Origin of the sequence: Roseofilum sp. SBFL, assembly GCF_017746885.1 — a bacterium.
Classification (GTDB): domain Bacteria; phylum Cyanobacteriota; class Cyanobacteriia; order Cyanobacteriales; family Desertifilaceae; genus Roseofilum.
The window spans coordinates 1-19,378 of record NZ_JAGHZH010000081.1; the positions used below are offsets into that span (position 1 = coordinate 1).

13 protein-coding genes are annotated in these 19,378 nt (G+C 44.6%); 6 read left to right on the forward strand and 7 right to left on the reverse strand.

Annotated features, from left to right (window positions below):
- On the reverse strand, window positions 1–4,072 hold a 4,072-nt coding region (locus J7545_RS09000; protein WP_318719473.1), incomplete at its 3' end, for a beta-ketoacyl synthase N-terminal-like domain-containing protein.
- 329 nt (window positions 4,073–4,401) lie between these two features.
- Between J7545_RS09000 and J7545_RS09005 the strand changes: the two genes are divergently transcribed.
- The 3 genes from J7545_RS09005 (at window position 4,402) to J7545_RS09015 (ending at window position 7,813) form a co-directional block, all read left to right on the forward strand.
- Complete coding sequence (locus J7545_RS09005) at window positions 4,402–5,667, forward strand: aspartate aminotransferase family protein (RefSeq protein ID WP_318719474.1); 1,266 nt, start codon at window positions 4,402–4,404, stop codon at window positions 5,665–5,667.
- A gap of 217 nt (window positions 5,668–5,884) precedes the next feature.
- Window positions 5,885–7,078: an NAD(P)/FAD-dependent oxidoreductase gene (locus tag J7545_RS09010; protein WP_318702170.1), complete on the forward strand. Its 1,194-nt coding sequence runs from the start codon at window positions 5,885–5,887 to the stop codon at window positions 7,076–7,078.
- Window positions 7,079–7,096: 18 nt separating this feature from the next.
- A complete protein-coding gene (locus tag J7545_RS09015; RefSeq protein ID WP_271939369.1) occupies window positions 7,097–7,813 on the forward strand; it encodes an HAD-IA family hydrolase in 717 nt (238 codons plus the stop codon).
- Here the strand turns inward: J7545_RS09015 and J7545_RS09020 are convergent.
- From J7545_RS09020 to J7545_RS09035, 4 genes are all read right to left on the reverse strand, one after another.
- Window positions 7,790–8,572 (reverse strand): hypothetical protein, encoded by a 783-nt coding sequence (locus J7545_RS09020; protein WP_318719475.1) that lies wholly within the window; start codon window positions 8,570–8,572, stop codon window positions 7,790–7,792. The two genes, J7545_RS09015 and J7545_RS09020, sit on opposite strands and share 24 nt — an antisense overlap.
- A gap of 169 nt (window positions 8,573–8,741) precedes the next feature.
- A complete protein-coding gene (locus tag J7545_RS09025) occupies window positions 8,742–9,137 on the reverse strand; it encodes a VOC family protein (protein WP_318702172.1) in 396 nt (131 codons plus the stop codon).
- A 143-nt stretch (window positions 9,138–9,280) separates the two neighbouring features.
- Window positions 9,281–9,904, reverse strand: a complete 624-nt coding sequence (locus J7545_RS09030; RefSeq protein WP_318702173.1) for a Uma2 family endonuclease — start codon at window positions 9,902–9,904, stop codon at window positions 9,281–9,283.
- Between the two features lie 85 nt (window positions 9,905–9,989).
- Window positions 9,990–11,618, reverse strand: coding sequence for a S8 family serine peptidase (locus J7545_RS09035; RefSeq protein ID WP_318702174.1), 1,629 nt, complete (start codon window positions 11,616–11,618; stop codon window positions 9,990–9,992).
- Window positions 11,619–11,987: 369 nt separating this feature from the next.
- Here J7545_RS09035 and glmM point away from each other — a divergent pair, with 369 nt between their 5' ends.
- Window positions 11,988–13,436 carry a phosphoglucosamine mutase gene (glmM, locus tag J7545_RS09040; RefSeq protein WP_318702175.1) on the forward strand — a complete coding sequence of 483 codons (1,449 nt, stop codon included), beginning with the start codon at window positions 11,988–11,990 and terminating at the stop codon, window positions 13,434–13,436.
- Between the two features lie 524 nt (window positions 13,437–13,960).
- Here the strand turns inward: glmM and J7545_RS09045 are convergent.
- Window positions 13,961–14,509 (reverse strand): PadR family transcriptional regulator, encoded by a 549-nt coding sequence (locus J7545_RS09045; protein WP_318702176.1) that lies wholly within the window; start codon window positions 14,507–14,509, stop codon window positions 13,961–13,963.
- Between the two features lie 102 nt (window positions 14,510–14,611).
- Here J7545_RS09045 and J7545_RS09050 point away from each other — a divergent pair, with 102 nt between their 5' ends.
- Together J7545_RS09050 and J7545_RS09055 are read left to right on the forward strand one after the other, a co-directional pair.
- Window positions 14,612–15,988 (forward strand): efflux RND transporter periplasmic adaptor subunit, encoded by a 1,377-nt coding sequence (locus tag J7545_RS09050; RefSeq protein WP_318702177.1) that lies wholly within the window; start codon window positions 14,612–14,614, stop codon window positions 15,986–15,988.
- 52 nt (window positions 15,989–16,040) lie between these two features.
- Complete coding sequence (locus J7545_RS09055) at window positions 16,041–19,193, forward strand: efflux RND transporter permease subunit (protein ID WP_318719476.1); 3,153 nt, start codon at window positions 16,041–16,043, stop codon at window positions 19,191–19,193.
- On the opposite strand, the gene J7545_RS09060 is transcribed toward J7545_RS09055, so the two are convergent.
- A complete protein-coding gene (locus J7545_RS09060; RefSeq protein WP_318719477.1) occupies window positions 19,139–19,339 on the reverse strand; it encodes a hypothetical protein in 201 nt (66 codons plus the stop codon). The genes J7545_RS09055 and J7545_RS09060 overlap by 55 nt on opposite strands.
- Window positions 19,340–19,378: the final 39 nt, after the last annotated feature.

Here is a 19,378-nt window from a genome sequence, read left to right on the forward strand (position 1 = left end):
GATTTTCTCCAATAGTTGTCTTTATCTCTTGGCAAAAACGCTCCAAGTCTTCTGGATTCGATGGGTTTAGCTCCACACTTCCGGTTTCTGTATGCTGGTAGGTTTCCCCGATAAATACCATGAAAGTGCGATCGCCTCTTTGCTCTAAGAGGTTGTGTAGTTTTTCACCGACACCCTCTCTATCGCTGAATACGAGCCAAGTTCCTGGTTGTAGTGTTTTTCTCTGCTGCTGCTTAGGGCTGGCTTTTTGCCATTCTATTGTATAGAACAGTTTTTGTAGTGAAACCTCAGAGTAATGTAGGGGATTGTGTAGAATTTCTTGGTTCCACTGGTAAATTTCCTCTACTGATAAGTGGTCTTGTTTTTGGGCTGTGATTACGACGTAGCTGACGAGCTGCTTACGCAACATCTTGTAAAGATTGTCATAGGATTGCAGCCCTATTCTGGCGTTTTCGTTTAAATTACTTTTCTTACAAACATAGTTGAGATTCTCTGTAAAATTTGGATCGTGTAGACCATTAGCAATTTCCTGACTAATATCTACATATTGTATGATTTTCAGATGACTTTTCGAGAGTAAATCTAGCCATTCTGGTTGAGTGATAAGATAGGATGAGTGAGCATCATAATCGATATTAAATGAGGCGTTGGAGATGAAATCCGATATAACGAAATGACCTTCATGATTTAAGTGATTCCGGATATTCCAAAATAGTTCTTCTTTCTTTTTGATGTGACAAATGACTTCAAATCCATAGATCAGATCGTAATGGTCTGGAAACTCATCTTGGGAACTATCTCCATTCAGAATTTTAATTCTCTGTTCCAGGTTTAATTGATTGATTTTTTTGTTTCCCAATTCTACTTGTCGATCTGATATGGTATAGCCACAAAGTTCTAAGTGATTATACTTCTGACCTAAAGCCATTAAATCTGTACCATGGCCACAACCGATATCTAGAACTTTCTGACAAGCAGAAAAGTCCACTTTCTGCCAACCTATATTTCTGATTTCTTGCTGGGCTGTTGATGCTAATTCCTGATATTTTCCTTGTGTTTTTAATTTGGCAAATAGAACCCATGAGAATCCTTTGATAATTCCTGGCAAAGGAATATAGTTCAAAATGGCTTCTTCATCCATAAAAGAAGCCAATTCATCATAATAGTCCCCTACGATATCGCGTTGATTTTGCAGAGTTTTATGATTCCAGGTTTTTAAAAGCTTTAACAGCTTAGGCAATACTATCTGTTCTTCTGCTGTCAATTCTTCAAATGAATTCAGTTCTTGAACGACTAGATCGGCTTGTCGATCTAGTCGTTCAAGAGCTAAATTTAAACTTGGATTCGTATTCCTGTTATTCTGCTCTTGATTTCTAGGCGGTTCTACCCAATATCTTTCTCGCTGAAATGGATAAGTGGGCAATTCTATTTTCTGATGAGAATAGTCTCGATCAAAACCTGACCAATCGACTTTAGCACCTTGTACATACAACGTCCCCAAACTTGAGAGGATCTGTTGCCATTCATCTACCCCAGGACGTAGGGAGGGTAACCAAATACCGATATCTTCTGGTATACATTGACGACCCATCCCTAATAATACGGGTTTGGGCCCAATTTCCAAGAATATCTGATAACCTTCTTCCCTGAGCGTTTTCATACTTTGAGCAAATCTTACAGGTTGTCGGATATGACGAACCCAATAGTCAGGAGTAGCAATTTCTGCACCTATTTTTTCACCAGTGACATTAGAAATGAGGGGTATTTGAGGCTGACTATAGGTGACTTCCCGAGCCACTGCTTCAAACTCAGGTAACATGGGTTCCATTAGGGGCGAATGAAAAGCATGGGATACTTGTAGTGGCTTGGTTTTAACTCCTTCTGTTTCTAATTGACGACAGAGGGTTGCGATCGCCGCACTCTCCCCGGAAATCACTATACTTTCTGGCCCATTTATGGCGGCTATTGTTACTTGGGAGTTCGATTGTGCGATCGCTTCTCTGACTTGAGATTCTGATGCTAACAAAGACACCATTTCTCCACCCGAAGGCAACTGTTGCATCAGTCTTCCCCGCATGGCGATTAATTTTAGACCCTCTTCTAAACTGAAAACTTCTGCTACACAAGCTGCCACATATTCTCCCACACTATGTCCCATAACTGCATTGGGTTTAATCCCCCAAGATTCCCATAATTTAGCTAGGGCGTATTCTAGAGAAAATAAAGCGGGTTGCGTATAAGCAGTTTGATCTAATAAAGAAGCATTTGACTGAGAATAGATAACTTCTAATAGAGGAATTTCTAGATATTCTTTTAGGATTTCATTGCATTGGTCTAAACTTTCCCGAAATCGGGGTTGAGTCTCATATAACTGTCGTCCCATATCCACATATTGAGACCCTTGCCCAGTAAACAGAAAAGCAATCTCTTTCTCTTGGCTTTCTGCTTTTCCTCTTACCACGCCAGTTCTTTCATGATTCTGAAGGAAATCGGCTATTTTTTGCTGTAGATCGCTGTTTGACTCTGCTACTATGGCTAATCTTTCGGCAAAATGTGTCCGCCCCGTATTGGCACTGAAGCAGATATTTTGTAGTGATTCTTCAGGGTTGAATGCTAAATAAGTTTGGTATTTTGTTGCCAGCTCTCTCAGGGCTGGATCTGTCTGCGCTGATAAGGCTAAAATCTGTTTTGGACGTTCGAGATTGCTATCAACTTTGACTGTTTCTCGGTATTCTTCCAATACAACATGAGCATTAACGCCACCGATCCCAAAAGAGCTTAAACCTGCACGTCTCGGAATCTCTTCTCCCGATTCATTTTTTAATCGCTTCCACTCTTGATTTTCCTCTAGCATATAGAATGGAGTATCTTTAAGGTTAATGCGTGGATTTAAGGCTTTGAAGTTCACTATGCGGGGCAGTTTTTTGTGCTTCATTGCTAATAGAACTTTGATTAATCCCGCAATTCCTGCTGCTCCTTCTAAATGCCCAATATTGCTTTTGACTGCTCCTATCCCACAGTAGGATTTCTCCGTTTTTTCAATTCCATACTGCTGATAAAGTTGTCTGTAGGCTCTTTTCAGGGCATTAATTTCTATCGGGTCTCCCAATGGTGTTCCCGTTCCATGAGATTCTATGTAAGATACTGTATTGGGAGAAATATTGGCTTTGCTATAGGCGGAACGAATGACTTGGGCTTGGGCATAGACATTGGGAGATGTGATCGTTCTGGCTTGTCCTCCGTGATTAATCGAACTTCCTTGAATGACACCATAAATGCGATCGCCATCTTCTATAGCTTTGGTGAGAGGTTTTAATAAAACGACTCCAGCTCCTTCTCCCCTAACATAACCATCTGCATCACTACTAAAGGTTCTACATTGTCCTGTGGGCGATAACATGCCCAATTGACTCATCTGGATGTAGGTTGTTGAAGTAAATAACACGCTCAGTCCACCGACTAATGCCATGTCACATTCTGATTCTTTGAGAGATTTCAGGGCGTAATGAAGAGCAACCAGTGAGCTTGAACAGGCTGTATCTATCGGAATACTTGGACCATGTAGGTTAAAAAATGAAGAGATCCGGTTGGGAATCATACAAGTCCAAGTGCCTGTTCCACTATGACCTTCTACATTCTCTTGATTTTGGTTCATCAACAGAATAGAGTCATAGTTGCACGCCCCGATAAAAACACCGATATCTTTTCCTGAAACTTGAGAGAGTGAGTACCCTGCATCTTCGATACAAGACCAGCTCAATTCCAACATTATTCTATGTTGTGGGTCTACTTTTCTTGCTTCTCGGGGAGAGATGCTAAAAAACTGGGCATCAAACTCATCTATCCCTTCAACTAATCCGCCCCACTTACTGATTGTCTTATTCGGTTGGTTAGGAATAGGAGAATAATGCTTTTTTAGGTCCCACCTTTGGAACGGAATTTCACTTATGCTATTGACTCCTTTTTCCAGATTTTCCCAATATTGATTGTAGTCATCAGCTCCAGGAAACCGACAAGCCATACCAATAATTGCAATGTCAGCACCATTCTTCTGTTCAATGGAATATTTCATAAACTCAACTGATTCCTGATGCACTGGAAAAACGTTTTGATTTAATTTTCGATCCCCATTAGAAGAGCCAATAATACAATGATAACTATAGGATAGCTTCGCTATGGAGTTGCAATTGTATTCTGGATCTTGAGACACTTTAGCACAAGAACACCTTTTTCCTCACCTCTTAACAAAAATTAACAATTGATTGTCAAGAAGTATTGACAAAAACTAGAGATTACTTAATTTCAAGGCTACCATGGAATGTTTGGGATTAACTTTAGGGCACTGAAGTTACTGCAAATCCCTTGATAATGCTGTCTCTTTTTGATTTAGAGGAACTAACTGTGAGTCCAGAAACTTTAACCCCGACTGATGCCCCCCCAGTTTCAGAAAAAGCTTATGATCCATCAGAGTTTAATCAGTATGTAATGTCTACTTATGGGCGGTTTCCGATCGCCCTAAAACAAGGAAAAGGTTGCCTGGTTTGGGATACTCAAGGTCGAGAGTATTTAGACTTTGTGGCGGGAATTGCCACCTGTACCCTCGGTCATGCTCATCCCGCTTTAGTGGAAACAGTCGTACAACAGATTAGCAAGCTGCACCATGTATCGAATCTGTACTATATTGAAGAACAAGGGGCATTAGCCCAATGGTTAGTCGAACATTCTTGTGCCGATCGCGCTTTTTTCTGTAATTCTGGTGCGGAAGCCAATGAAGGTGCGATTAAATTAGCCCGCAAATATGCCCATACAGTATTGCAGATTGAAGACCCGATTATCCTGACGGCAAAAGCGAGTTTTCATGGTCGCACCCTAGCTACTGTTACCGCAACCGGTCAAGCCAAATATCAAAAAGGGTTTAGTCCTCTGGTTCCTGGATTTGCCTATGTGCCCTATAACGATTTTGAAGCCGTAAAAGAAGCGATCGCCTCCCTGGATGCCCCAGAACGGCGTGTAGCTGCCATTTTACTTGAACCCTTGCAAGGTGAAGGAGGGGTGCGTCCTGGAGAATTGGAGTATTTCCTGCGCTTGCGCCAGTTGTGCGATCGGACCGGAATTTTGCTGATTCTGGATGAGGTGCAAGTGGGAATGGGACGTACGGGGAAACTCTGGGGATATGAGAATTTGGGTATTGAACCAGATATCTTTACCTTAGCCAAGGGGTTGGCTGGCGGTATTCCCATTGGTGCTCTGCTCTGTAAGCAGTTCTGCGATGTGTTTGAACCTGGAAACCATGCCAGCACGTTTGGCGGTAACCCCTTTGCTTGTGCCGCAGCGCTGACTGTCTGCCAAACCCTGGAGCAAGAGCGGTTAATTCAAAATGTGCAAGAGCGGGGCGAGCAACTGCGGAAAGGCTTAAGGGCGATCGCCGCTAAATATCCCCAGCTCATTGCTGAGGTGCGCGGATGGGGGTTAATTAACGGCATGGAACTGCAAGCAGAAAGTCCTTTAACCTCGATCGAAATTGTCAAAACAGCCATGGAACAAGGCGTTTTATTGGTTCCCGCAGGGCCGAAAGTAGTGCGCTTTGTGCCTCCGTTAATTGTGTCTGCGGAGGAAGTCGATCGGGCAGTTACTGAGGTAGACAAGGCGATCGCCAGCCTAGCATAAGCTCAATTTCCTGTAGGGACTTTCTGGCCAGAAAGCCCCTACAACATGCGCATTATCTATAATGTAAGTTAGACTTCTTGCGTCAGTGGGCAGAAAATCAGTTGTAATACAGTCTAATTCTCATGCACCGATGTATTGCAACCTATATGCTCTATTCTCTAGCGCGAAGCACTGTATCCTGTAAGAAGTTCTCTTGTAGATGTCCGAGTCTTCTGTTATGTCACAACGATCTACACGCATTTGTATCCTCGGTGGTGGTTTTGGCGGGTTGTATACTGCCCTACGTTTGAGTGAGTTGTCTTGGGAGGGACAGGAAAAACCAGAGATCGTTTTGATCGATCGCCAAGACCGATTTTTGTTTATGCCCCTATTGTATGAATTGATTACGGGTGAAATGCAGACTTGGGAAATTGCTCCCCCTTATGCAGAGCTGTTAGCCGATACTGGAGTCAGATTTATCCAAGCAGAGGTCAGTCAAATTAATTTGGAGACTCAAGACGTTACCCTAGACTCAGGACAGGTTCTGCACGGCGATCGCATCGTGTTAGCGTTGGGCGGAGAAACCCCCCTAACTTGGGTTCCTGGATGTCAGGAATATGCCATTCCCTTTCGGACACTCGAAGATGTCTATCGCCTAGAAGCCTGTTTGGGAACCTCGATCGCATCGGAAGAAGAGGTCATTCGGGTGGCGATCGCAGGCGGGGGCTACAGTGGCGTAGAATTAGCTTGTAAATTAGCCGATCGCTTGGGTGAGCGCGGGCGCATTCGTTTAATCGAAAAAGGGGACTGCATTTTAGCCAACTCTCCAGAGTTTAACCGCAAAGCAGCCGAAGCCGCCCTCAAACAAAAAGGAGTGTGGATTGATTTAGAAACCACCATTCAAGCGATCGCCCCTGATTCCATCTCCCTATTGTATAAAGGTCAGGAAGATACGATTCCCGTCAATATAGTGTTGTGGACAGTAGGAACCCAAATTCCGCCGAGTATCCAAGGTCTAGAGCTGAAAAAGAATCCTCGCGGCCAGATTACCACGACAGCCACCCTACAGGCGATCGATTATCCCCATTATTTCATTCTTGGCGACCTTTCCGACTGTTGCGATGCTGAGGGTCAAGTCTTACCAAAAACTGCCCAAGCAGCCATTCAACAGGCAGATTATTGTGCCTGGAATATATGGGCCTCTTTATGCGATCGGCCCCTGCTCCCAGTCCGCTATTCTCACCTCGGTGAAATGATGGCTCTCGGTATCGATAATGCCACCTTAACGGGTTTAGGACTTCAGCTCGATGGCCCCCTGGCCCATATTGCCCGTCGTCTTGTTTATCTCTATCGTCTGCCCACCCTCAACCATCAATTAAAAGTCGCCTTTAACTGGCTTACCCAACCCTTACAAGAGATAATGTTAAATTAGATCATCAAAGGCATCACTATGTCAAAACCAAAGGTTATCTTTTTAGATGCTGTGGGTACGCTCTTTGGAGTACGCGGCAGTGTAGGAGAAATTTATAGCCAATTCGCACAAGGATTTGGAGTTCAAGTTTCTGCCGATCTGATCGATCACACGTTTTTCGAGAGTTTTAAAAAAGCTCCACCAGCCGCCTTTCCAGACATCGATCGTCAAGAGCTACAGTCCCATGAGTTCGACTGGTGGAAGGCGATCGCCTTTGCTACCTTTGAACAATCTGAGGTCATAGATCAGTTTACTGATTTCGATCGGTTTTTCAATGAACTCTATCATTATTTCTCTACCTTCTATCCCTGGTTTGTTTATCCGGATGTGAAAATTGCCCTCTTAAGCTGGAAAAATCAAAATATTGAATTGGGGGTGATTTCTAACTTTGATTCTCGTTTACATAAGGTTCTCAATGCTCTAGGTCTACAGCATTTCTTTCAATCAATTACCATTTCTACAGAAGTTAGTGTAGCTAAACCGAACTCCAAAATTTTCCATACTGCCCTCGCTAAACATGGTTATAAACCCCATCAAGCTTGGCATATTGGCGATAGTTACGAAGACGATTATCTGGGTGCAATTGAAGCCGGTTTTTCTCCCATTTGGCTGCAACGTCAATCCCAACATCCAGAATTATTTAAGGTAGCGAAAGGCAAAGTTTGGTCGGGTTTACAAGCTACGGCTTTCTCTTAGAGATACAGCCGACATTAAAGGAGTTTCTATTTCTTCTTCTTCACTAAAAATATAATCGGAGTCAAAGATAAAAGCATTGTGATGACGAATGACAGAAAACCCTAAGTTAGTTACTGTTTCAGTCTTAAATGTCGCCATAACCAACTCCCACGCTTTCTTATCCGAAACTTCTGGCTTTTGGACAAAAAAGTTCCGCTTGGCAAAAAATAGACGCTCATCTTTGGGCGTAATAATATGGTTGATTTTATGGGTATATTGAATCGGTTTAATATACGTCTGAAGAAACCACTCTTGATTGATTTGCATTAAATAAAGTCGTTCATGTTGTAGCCAACTCATGCGAAACATCATCAACAAAAGTTCAAATCCAAGAGTGTAAGTGAATACATTCTTCTTTTCCTGTGGATCGACAACCAGTTGCAATACAGATTCGAGAAATATTTGCGGTTCACATCGTAAATCATGAGCAGAATGAATATAAAATTGCCGGATATAAATCCTTAATTGTTTTTCATTCAAAACCCTAGGAATTTGAAAGATCTGTAAATAATGTTCAACTTTTTCTTTAGTTTTTTGATCTTGAACTAATTTAGCGACAATACCATCAGCCGTATATTCATCCAAAAATTCGGCTTGCACTTCTGATGGGGCAGACAGTAATAGATGACACAGAGACAATACGTATCTTCTCTGTTGCCAAGACAAGCCTTCAGTCCATTGCCGGGCTTCTGAAGGCAATTGGGAAAGAATCGATTGCATAATTGGTAGGGGCGCGATCATCATATTGAGGAAGAATCTGAGAGAATTCAAGATACAGCGCTTTGTGCTGTAAGTTAAGTTTTACTTAATAAAACCCTGTAAAGGAGTAGGGGAATACCCCCTCAGCTACAGCAGGATTGTTTCCTTCCCCGTGTCGTCTTCATCCTCCTTATCTCCCTATCTCTCCATCCCAGGACGATCGCGAAATTTGTTGTAACTCTAGAATATTGCCATCTGGATCTTGGGTAAATAGGGCGGATCGTCCGGATGAACTCAGTTTAAAGTTACACCCATAGGCGATTAATTGTTGCTTTACTTCCTCTAGGGAATCAATTTCAAAGGCAATATGGGCATTGCGCCCCCATTTTTCCGGATTCCATCGAGTAATTTCTACGTCAGGCTGCATCATTAAGTGCAGTTGATAGTGTCCAATCTGATACCAAATACCGGGAAATTTCAGTTGCCGATCGATTTTGGTTAAACCGAGAACGCTACTATAAAAGTGTTCGGCTTTGTCTAAGTCTGACACTAAAATAGCGGTATGCAAAGATTGTATAATTTTCATTGATTACCCCAATTGCACAATAGAGACAGCAATTTCGGCTACAAGAGATCGCCCAACCCCACTTTTTTGAGTTGGCGACAGCCAGAAAAAGCGAGATTTAGGGGATCGAAAGGTACATCATAGCAGAAGAAAGTGCTGTAATTCTAACCGAGTTGGCGTTGAATCCAACGGCGGAAATCTTGGATAATGTCTAAATATGCTTGGTTACCCACTTGGGCTAAAAATTGGCTGATTTGAGTTATCTCAATACCAGGAAAAGCTAAACTTTCTTGGGCTAACTGATACTGGCGATCGCTCAATACATAAATCTCAAAGGACTCACCATCATAGCGCCAAATCTCGGAGACTCCTAATTGAGCATAAATGAGTAGACGGTTTATGGAACTGCTGGTGATGTCAATTTCGATGACTAAATCTGGAGGAGGATCGATCGCCAAATCAATCCAAGTTTTCCCTTCGATAGCGCTTAAGTTTTGGATATAAAAGCACTCATCTGGTTCTGCACCACTAACATCTGGGTGTTTTAAGGTGATTGAACCCAGGGGTTCGATGTTCAGGGTTAACTCTTCAGCTAGAGTTTCTACAAACCTACCGATAACTCGTTTGTACCGTTCATGTTCGGGGGAAGGAGCCATGATTTGCAATCTGCCGTGATAGTATGTTAGGCGTAAACGGCGATCGCTCAATTCTTGCAGTAAGCGATCGTAAGTCTGCCAACTAATACCGGACAAGTGAATTAATTCTCTAGGGGGAGCCAGGGAAGTCATATCAATTAAAAATCAAAAATGGGTCTGGGTTGTTGGTGGGCAGGAGAATGAGCCATCTTGCCCTGCCCACCCTATGATGATTGACTTAGTTTTTAACTGGTGTTGTCCACCAGGCGATCGCATAGGGTTGCTCTGCCTCATTCACTTGCTGACGATAGTAGACACGAATTTTATACTTGCCTGCGTGGGGAATGCGATAAAATAGATGTTCCACACTATCAACATCACTTATCGAAGATCCAATGCTATCGCGCACATCTGTAGAATCAGCGGGCATCAGAAATACATCTAAATTATTGAGTCCCCGGTCTTCAAAGGTTTCTCCTATATCATACGCCTCATTTTGATTCTGGTCTTGAAGTTCTACTAAACGATTCCAAGCGAGGGTAACACTGAGCATACTCCCCTGCTGTAAGGGTTCTTGCAAAATATAATCTTGATAACTGCCAGCGTTCTCAATTTGGTCATAATTCCAACCGATCGCCGGAACTGGATTCTCTGGAGTCCACTGACCGGCACTAAACTGTTCATAAGCACGACTGGCATTTAAATGACCTGCTCCCATTTGAATATCCAGGGGAATGCGGGCATCAGAATAGGCTTCTGAAGTGAGCCAAGAGTGATGCTGTTGATCGTACAAGGTGCGTGACATACCCAGATTGAAGCCATTGCCCAAATCTTGAATCTTATCGGCACTATTGAGTAATACGGCTTTCATGACCTCTTGCTGACGAGCGTGGATTGTCCATGGGGGACTAAGCTCGGATTTTAAGGGATCGGCTTTTACCTGAGCCAATTGGCGATCGCCATATTCTTGTAATAATGCTACCGTCGCCGTTGCATGGGGAGCCGCAAAACTCGTGCCACTCGAATACCCCACTGTACCATCTAAATTAATTAAAGGAACCTGATGACCTGGAGCAACCAAACCAATGGAGCGCCGATTATTGGTATTGGTTTCGTAGCCAATAATCTGACTGGGATTGCCCAAACTTGGATCGCCAATATTGGCAAAATCAATTTTAGAATAGCGATCGTTGTAAAGCTTCGAGAATGCCACCGTCACGCCATTGTAGGTATCCGTAGGAATGGAAATTCCTCCTCGACCCTGATTCCCGGCAATCACATAAAACACATTATGCACCCGTGCAGACCAATCAATACATTGGGTCAACAGTGCATTCCCATCGAGTAGAGGATTCGGCCGGGGGTCTTGATTCAAAGATTCTCCAAAACTAAAATTAATTGCCCGCAAATCCCCACTATTTTGCATCGCCAGATGTTGAGAAGCGAGGCATTCCTCTGCTTGGCCGCTGCGTCGTAAAGAACCGACAGCCGTGGAATACAGCCGCGCATCCGGAGCTACTCCAGGATACTGTTTATTCGAGCTAATCATCACACTGGCTACATTTTGGGCATGGGGGTCAACATGCTTATTGTGTTCGGCAAAGGCATCTCGAAAAAATACCCGCATGGGGGTGATGGGCTGATTTGAGTCAATTTTCTTATCAATTCCAAACATCCCAGGACGACCGATTTCCACTTGACCAATGGCGATTTTTTTCCCCGTTAAGTTATAAGGTAAATCATGCAAGTTTTGAGCCTCAATTCCTGCATCTCCTACTGACGATCGCAGCAGGGGGAAAGCAACGACCGGAATGCCCAACCCAGAAATCGCTAGGGTAAATAGTACTAATTTGAGCTTGCGGATCATCGGTTATGACTCCTATGGATGGGTAGTGTGGCTTTTTTGATGGTTCATCCCTAATTTACCAATTGATTTTGGCGATCGCACTTTTGTCTGCCCTTCACAACTCGCTTACCCCTTTAGCAGGTGACCCATAGAATCGAATTAGTCAAAAAAATCAGGCTCTGGACTCGCTCAATCCGGATTTTTCCGTCTGCCAGTGAAGAAAAAAACTAAGTATCTAGCCCTGGGTTAGGGAGCGTGAGAGAATAGGGCAAACCTAAACCAGGTAGAAAAAGCGCTTTTACGATTACTGGTTATCCATGACCCATAAGTAGAGCAAAAGCGCCTATGATATTCTCCAATGATAGTGTGTTGTGTGGAGTGTTCTTAAAAATGGTTCAATCTTTATCTAAACCTCAAACGCCGATCGCCAGTAGTCCAGAAATTTCACCCCTCAATCCCCTCTGGAACCCGCTCAATTTACCTCCTTCTCGCCTATTTGGGACGGATGGCATTCGGGGAAAAGCTGGGGACTTGCTCAATGCTCCCTTTGCACTTCAGTTGGGATTTTGGGCGGGACAAGTTTTGCGTCCTCAAGGGATCGGTTCTGGCATTGTGATTTTAGGCCAAGATTCACGGAATTCTAGTGATATGTTGGCCATGTCCCTGTCCGCTGGATTGACGGCAGCGGGGCTAGAGGTCTGGAATGTTGGATTGTGTCCGACTCCTTGTGTTGCCTATCTGACGGCAGAGACAGAGGCGATCGCCGGTATCATGATCTCAGCCAGCCATAATCCCCCCGAAGACAACGGTATTAAGTTTTTTGGCTCAGATGGTACAAAATTATCTCAAACGGTTCAGGGACACATTGAGGCGGCGCTCAGAGGACAATCACACCCGCATACCAGCACCCCTCACTGGGGACAACATTATCATCGCCCTGAATTGCTCAAACAGTATGCAACCGCTTTACATCAACCGTTGGTCAACACCCTGAATTTACAGGGAATGCGGGTCGTTTTAGATTTAGCGTGGGGGGCTGCGGTTCCCGTTGCGCCTGGGGTATTTGAGGATTTGGGAGCAGAGGTGATCTGTTTACACAACCGAGCAGACGGCGATCGCATTAATGTTAACTGTGGTTCAACTCATCTGGCTTCCCTGCAAGCAGCCGTGCAAGAACATAACGCTGACCTGGGATTTGCCTTTGATGGGGATGCTGACCGAGTCATTGCCGTAGACTCCGAGGGCAGACCGGTAGACGGTGATTATATTCTCTATCTCTGGGGATGTACTCTGCATCATGCCCAAAAACTCCCCAACCAAACCATTATCTCCACCGTGATGGCGAATTTAGGCTTTGAAAATGCTTGGGCAAAACTGGGGGGTAAACTCGTGCGGACTGCTGTGGGAGATCAGCATGTTCATGCGGAAATGGTAAAAAGTGGGGCCATGCTCGGTGGCGAACAATCCGGTCATATTCTTTGCCACCATTACAGTTTAACCGGAGATGGTCTACAAACCGCCCTGCACCTATCCGCCATTGTCCGTCAGTCGGGAACGAGCCTCACTGACTTGGTCAACCAAAGCTTCCAACCCTATCCCCAACTCCTCAAAAATGTGCGGGTAGAAGACCGCCATACTCGTTTAAATTGGCATACGTGCCAACCCCTGCAAGAGGCGATCGCCCACGCAACTGAAGCTCTCGGAAACCAAGGACGCATCCTGGTTCGAGCCTCCGGTACTGAACCTGTCGTTCGGGTAATGGTGGAAGCGATTCAAGATAATTTGGCTCTCCATTGGACAGACAACTTGGTGCAAGCCGTACAGCGCCATTTAGTTTAGAAAAAAAAGGGAGTCTGATGCTCATATCATTTCCCTATGAGCCTGCACTTAATTAATCGCCAGACTCCCTAAATCTTGTCGTGCTGTAGAGTCTGAAATCGTTGGGATAGAAATATGTATTTGAAATTATTTCGGTATTTTTCAATGTGATGTAGGAATAGCTTTTCATACATTTCATGGTGAATTCCGAGAATTGTAACATGGCACTCTTCAAGTTCTAGGAAGTTTTCAATCACCGATCCCTGCCCTGATAATTCAAAACCGTCTGGATGAATTACCTTTACCACCCCAGGTTCATGACAGTTTATTACACCATCAATTGATTGGGTTGATTCTATCTGAAGCAGCATTGATTCGAGCGCTCGAATAGAAATGTTATTCAATCGAATTAGACCAGATGCAACACCCATCGGAGGATCGCCTGATTCAAGAAGGGAAGTTCCAATTTCTTCCTGATTTATGAAGATCTTGTATATGCTTGTCATTCAGTAACTACAAAATACCACTCTAGAGAATAGATTGTGTTAATTATAATCTTCTATCATTTGTTCCAGAAACTCCATGACTTCATCGCACCATTCCACCCATTCTCGCTCGTAACGGATACCGCGGCGTAGGGTAAGATAGCGGAAGCGATCGCCAACAGAAGGATTCTGGCAATCCTGATAGAGGATTTCTTTTTCTAAATAATGTTTTAATTGAAGCTCGTGAATTTCCCTACGATGCTTAATTTCACGGATAAGTAATTGGCGATCGCCATAAGGTCCGGCTAACACCTTCACCAGTAAATCTTCTCGAACAGGGGTTGGAGTCGTGGGTTCGGCAAACCAGCGCCATAACTGCGCTTTCCCTTCAGCCGTGAGGTGATACACTTTCTTATCCGGTTTTCCAGGTTGGATAATAGTTTCATAATTAACCCAGCCTCGATCCTCCATTTTGCTCAGTTCCCGATAAATTTGCTGTTGACTGGCTTTCCAAAAACAGCTCACTTGCTCGTCAAAGTGTTTACTGATGTCGTAACCACTCTGAGGAGCATAGGAAAGCACGGTCAAAATCGTATGAGCAAGGGCCATAAATTTCTCATTGACATATTCAATAAGTTGAGTATAACCTGAAAGAGGATAAGCAACAAGTTGAATATCACTTTGTTGTACAGAAAAAGATGGGAGGCGAACATGAGTGCTGATTTTTCCGATTCATCGAAGAGCTTATCAGAGTCAGTTGTATTAATAACGGCTGAACACAATCAGGATTCTGAGGATGGTATCGCCACAGTAGATCGCCCACCACCCAAGCGGTGGCGATGGTTAATCGTCTTGTTAATCTTGCCTTTGGGGGTGTTTTTAGGGCGATCGCTCTTAAATCGTTCTCCAGTCAGCCAAGCAGAACCGATCATTGAAGAAAAACCATCGCTACCTGTACAAACCGAAAGTGCAGAACTGATTTCCAGCTATACGATTCAACGAAGTTATACCGGTGAAATTGTCGCCCGTCGCCGGAGTGAATTGGGTTTTGAGCGATCGGGAACGGTGATTAACCTGTTTGTTGATGAGGGCGATCGCATCAGTGCAGGTCAAGAAATAGCCGAGTTAGATATCCGTACCCTAGAAGCCGAGCGTCAACAACTCCTCGCCCAAAAAGCTGAAGCCAGCGCTACTCTGCAAGAACTTCGCAACGGTGCGCGAGCGGAAGATATTGCTGCTGCCCGCGCTGCTGTGTCCGAAATCGAACAACAACTGTCCCTCGCTCAACGTAAAACCGAACGACGTAGAGAACTCTATTTAGAAGGGGCAATTTCCCGGGAAGATTTTGATTTAGAAGAGTCTAATGCTTCAGCTTTAAGCTATCGCCTCAATCAAGCGCAAAGCGATCTAGATGCTCTGTTAGCGGGAACTCGGAAAGAAACAATAGCGGCTCAAGTGGCGCGAGTGCAACAGTTGGAAGCCAGTTTGCAAAGTTTAGAGGTAGAGGTGAGTAAAAGCGTGATTCGCGCTCCCTTTAATGGACGAGTGAGCGATCGCTTCATGGACGAAGGAAGTGTAGTTAGTCCTGGAACTCCAGCGATCGCACTGATCGAACAAGGTAGCTTAGAAGCGCGCATTGGGGTTCCCAGCAACACCGCCAATGAACTCAGAATTGGTGCAAACTATCCCATTCAAGTCGCCAACCAATCCTATCGTGGCACCCTCACCACCCTACTCCCAGAACTCGATAGCGCCAGTCGCACAGCTACTGCGGTTCTTGAATTTTCCCCTAATTTTGACCTCAGAGTAGGCGAAACTGCCCAATTACTCTGGAATGAAACTCAAGCTATACAAGGCTTTTGGATTCCTTCCACTGCCCTGCTGCCTGGCGATCGCGGATTATGGTCAATTTACGTCCTTGGCGAATCGCAAGGAAATAATATTTACAGGGTAGCTCGTCGAGATATCGAAGTTCTGCATACGGAAGGCGATCGCACCCTCGTTCGCGGAACCCTGCAAAGCGGCGATCGAATTATCACCAGCGGAACCCACCGCATCGTCTCCGGACAAAAAGTGAGTATCAATTAAGAATTAACAATGGGTAATCGGTAATTGCCCTATGCCCTATGCCCTATTCCCTATGCCCTATTCCCTATTACCTATTCCCTATTACCTATTACCTATTCCCTATTCCCTATTCTCCATGATTTTTTATCGCAATAAACAACTCCTCATCCTCTCCTTAATCCTCATCATTGTTTGGGGGATTTCTTCCTTCCTCACCTTACCGCGAATGGAAGACCCACAACTTGTTCAACGATTTGGAGCGGTGACCACTTTCTTACCCGGAGCTACACCCCAAAGAGTTGAATCTTTAGTAACCGACAAAATAGAGCAAGAATTACTGGAACTCGAAGAAATTGACCTTTTGGAATCTACATCAACCACCGGTTTATCATTTATTCAGATTGAACTAAAAGAAAGAATTACTGAGGTCGATCCAGTTTGGTCAAAAGTGCGCAGTAAACTAGAGGATGTTTCGGTCGAATTACCTCCAGGCGCAAGCGATCCGGAATATCAAGAGGGAGATCCTTCTGCAAATGCTTTAATTGTGGGATTAACCTGGGAAATTGACAGTGAGCCGAATTACACGATCTTACGTCGCCTAGCTGAAGGACTAGAAGACAAATTACGAACTATTCCGGGAACGGATACAGTGGATATTTTCGGTGTGGCAGAAGAAGAAATTCAGGTTGATGTTAATGCAGTAGACTTGGCACAATTGGGTTTAACTGCTCAAGAATTAGCCCAACAAATTCTAGCTAGTGACGCGAAGGTTTCAGCCGGGCAATTTCGCAGCAGTGAAACGGAGTTACTATTTGAAGTTGACAGTGAATTAGATTCCTTAGAACGGATTCGACAAATTCCCATTCAATTGGGCAATCAAGGGCAAATTACCCGACTTGGAGATCTTGCCCAATTGACCAAAGGATTAGAAGATCCCCCCACAGAATTAGCGATCATTAATGGTTATCCTGGAGTTTCTGTGGCGGCAAAAGTGGAATCAGATTATCGCGTCGATCTTTGGACAGAAGATGCTCTAGCTCAGTTACAACGTTATCAGGATAACCTATCCGATGGCATTGGTTTGGTGACTATTTTGGATCAAAGTAAATACGTGCAACAGCGCCTAGATGGTGTGATCCGTAACTTGATTCTCGGTTCTTCTCTGGTTATTCTTGTCTCTCTGGCGATCTTGGGTTGGAAATCAGCATTAATTGTCGGTTCAGCTTTACCCCTGGCGACATTAATGGTGTTTGGGTGCATGAAGATTTTAGAGATTCCCTTGCATCAAATGTCCGTTACTGGGATTATCATTGCCTTGGGGTTGCTGATTGATAATGCGATTGTGGTAGTAGATGAGGTACAGATCCGTTTGCAGGAAGGAAAAGCACCCGGTAAAGCTGTGCAAGAAACGGTGAGCCATTTGTTTATTCCCCTGCTGGCTTCTACCTTAACAACCGTGTTAGCGTTTGTACCGATCGCGACTTCCCCAGGGGGGACAGGGGAGTTTATTGGCGCGATCGGCACAACCGTAATTTTAGCGATTATTAGTTCTCTCTTTTTATCTTTAACAGCGATCGTAACCTTGGTGGGGCGGTTGCACTATTGGCAACCTCTGCCCCAAAACTGGGGTTGGTTGCAATATGGGTTTAGCAATCGATGGTTAGATAAGGTTTATACTATGACCTTAAATCAACTGTTTCGCTTCCCTTGGTTAACCATTGGTTTAGCCTTGATTTTGCCGATTTGGGGCTTTTCCCAGTTTCCCACCTTAGAGCAACAATTTTTTCCCCCGACGAACCGCAATCAGTTCCATATTGAGTTTGAATTATCTTCGCAAACGGCGATCGCCGAAACCCAGAGGCAAATTCTGAGAGCGCGAGATTTAATTTTGACCTATCCTCAAATTGATGAGGTGCAATGGTTTCTCGGTAAAAGTGCCCCAACTTTTTTCTATAATGTGGTTGCCAATCGGGAAAATGCGCCCCAGTATGCCCAAGGGATTGTACAGTTAAACTCGACGGACAATTTACGGCAGACGATTCAACAGTTGCAACAGGATCTCGATGCCACATTTCCAGAAGCACAGGTACTCGTGAAACAATTGGAACAGGGACCGCCCTTTGATGCGCCGATCGAGTTGCGCTTGTATGGCTCAGATTTAGGGGAGTTGAGACGGTTGGGGAATCAATTGCGGGCGGAGTTAAGCCAAATTGAGGATGTGATTCATACCAGTGCAGATTTAACGGAAGCCTTACCCAAATTGGCGCTAATCGTCGATGAAGTGCAAGCCCGTCGGGTAGGGTTGGATAATCAGGCGATCGCCCAACAACTCGATAGCAGTTTGCAGGGTTCTGTTGGCGGTTCGATTCTGGAAGCAACGGAGGATATTCCGGTACGGGTGCGGGTAGCCAATAACACTAGAGGAAATCTGGATCGGGTGTCGGCGTTGAATTTGGTGGCTCCTCAAACTGGCGAAACCCTTCCTCTAGATAGTTTGGCGAGGGTGGACTTTGTGCCGGATATAGCTACGATTGCCCGTTACAATGGAGAACGGATTAACACAGTGCAAGGGTTTATTACGGCTGGAGCCTTACCTGATACTGTGTTACAGCGATTTGAAAACCATCTGAAGGAGATTAACTTTCAACTTCCCCCTGGGTATCGAATCAGCTATGGAGGAGAAGCCGATGCACGGGGAACGGCGATCGCCAATTTATTCTCGACAGTAGGCGTTTTGGCAATTCTGATGTCAGCCACCCTGATATTATCCTTTAATTCCTTTCGGTTAGCCCTCGTCATTGGAACCGTGGCGATCGCTGCGGTAGGATTAGCCCTATCTGCACTCTGGGCATTTAATGCCCTATTTGGATTTACCGCAATTTTAGGCACATTAGGATTAATTGGTCTTGCAATTAACGATTCGATCGTCGTTTTAGCCGCTTTGAGAGAACACCCAGAGGCTCGCTATGGTAACCGTAAAGCCACGGTTTCAGTCGTCTTCAAAGCCACACGCCATGTGATTGCCACCACCTTAACCACCATAGTGGGATTCATACCCCTGTTACTCGATCCTACTGGATTTTGGCCGCCCTTAGCGATCGCGATCGCCGGAGGATTAGGCGGTGCAACCCTACTCGCCTTGTACTATATTCCCTCAGTCCATCTCTTACTCTATCGCTCCCGCTCTAAAGTTCCCCATCTTATCGCGCAAAGTGCTGGGGAATAGGGAATGGGGAATGGGGAATGGGGAATAGGGAATAGGGAATGGGGAATAGGGAATGGGGAATGGGGAATGGGGAATAGGGAATAGGGAATGGGGAATGGGGAATAGGGAATGGGGAATACAGCAGTTTCCTCTGCTATGAGGTGCATTAATGACGGTTTTTAACAATATCTAGAACAGCTCAGAGC

Bases quoted from the DNA above. Each gene is read 5' to 3' on its own strand.
- J7545_RS09025 (WP_318702172.1), bottom strand. From the start codon at position 9,137: ATGAAAATTATACAATCTTTGCATACCGCTATTTTAGTGTCAGACTTA.
- J7545_RS09060 (WP_318719477.1), bottom strand. From the start codon at position 19,339: ATGCACCTCATAGCAGAGGAAACTGCTGTATTCCCCATTCCCTATTCC.
- J7545_RS09050 (WP_318702177.1), top strand. From the start codon at position 14,612: ATGAGTGCTGATTTTTCCGATTCATCGAAGAGCTTATCAGAGTCAGTT.
- J7545_RS09010 (WP_318702170.1), top strand. From the start codon at position 5,885: ATGTCACAACGATCTACACGCATTTGTATCCTCGGTGGTGGTTTTGGC.
- J7545_RS09035 (WP_318702174.1), bottom strand. From the start codon at position 11,618: ATGATCCGCAAGCTCAAATTAGTACTATTTACCCTAGCGATTTCTGGG.
- J7545_RS09045 (WP_318702176.1), bottom strand. From the start codon at position 14,509: ATGGCCCTTGCTCATACGATTTTGACCGTGCTTTCCTATGCTCCTCAG.
- J7545_RS09030 (WP_318702173.1), bottom strand. From the start codon at position 9,904: ATGACTTCCCTGGCTCCCCCTAGAGAATTAATTCACTTGTCCGGTATT.
- J7545_RS09020 (WP_318719475.1), bottom strand. From the start codon at position 8,572: ATGCAATCGATTCTTTCCCAATTGCCTTCAGAAGCCCGGCAATGGACT.
- J7545_RS09055 (WP_318719476.1), top strand. From the start codon at position 16,041: ATGCCCTATTCCCTATTACCTATTCCCTATTACCTATTACCTATTCCC.
- glmM (WP_318702175.1), top strand. From the start codon at position 11,988: ATGGTTCAATCTTTATCTAAACCTCAAACGCCGATCGCCAGTAGTCCA.
- J7545_RS09015 (WP_271939369.1), top strand. From the start codon at position 7,097: ATGTCAAAACCAAAGGTTATCTTTTTAGATGCTGTGGGTACGCTCTTT.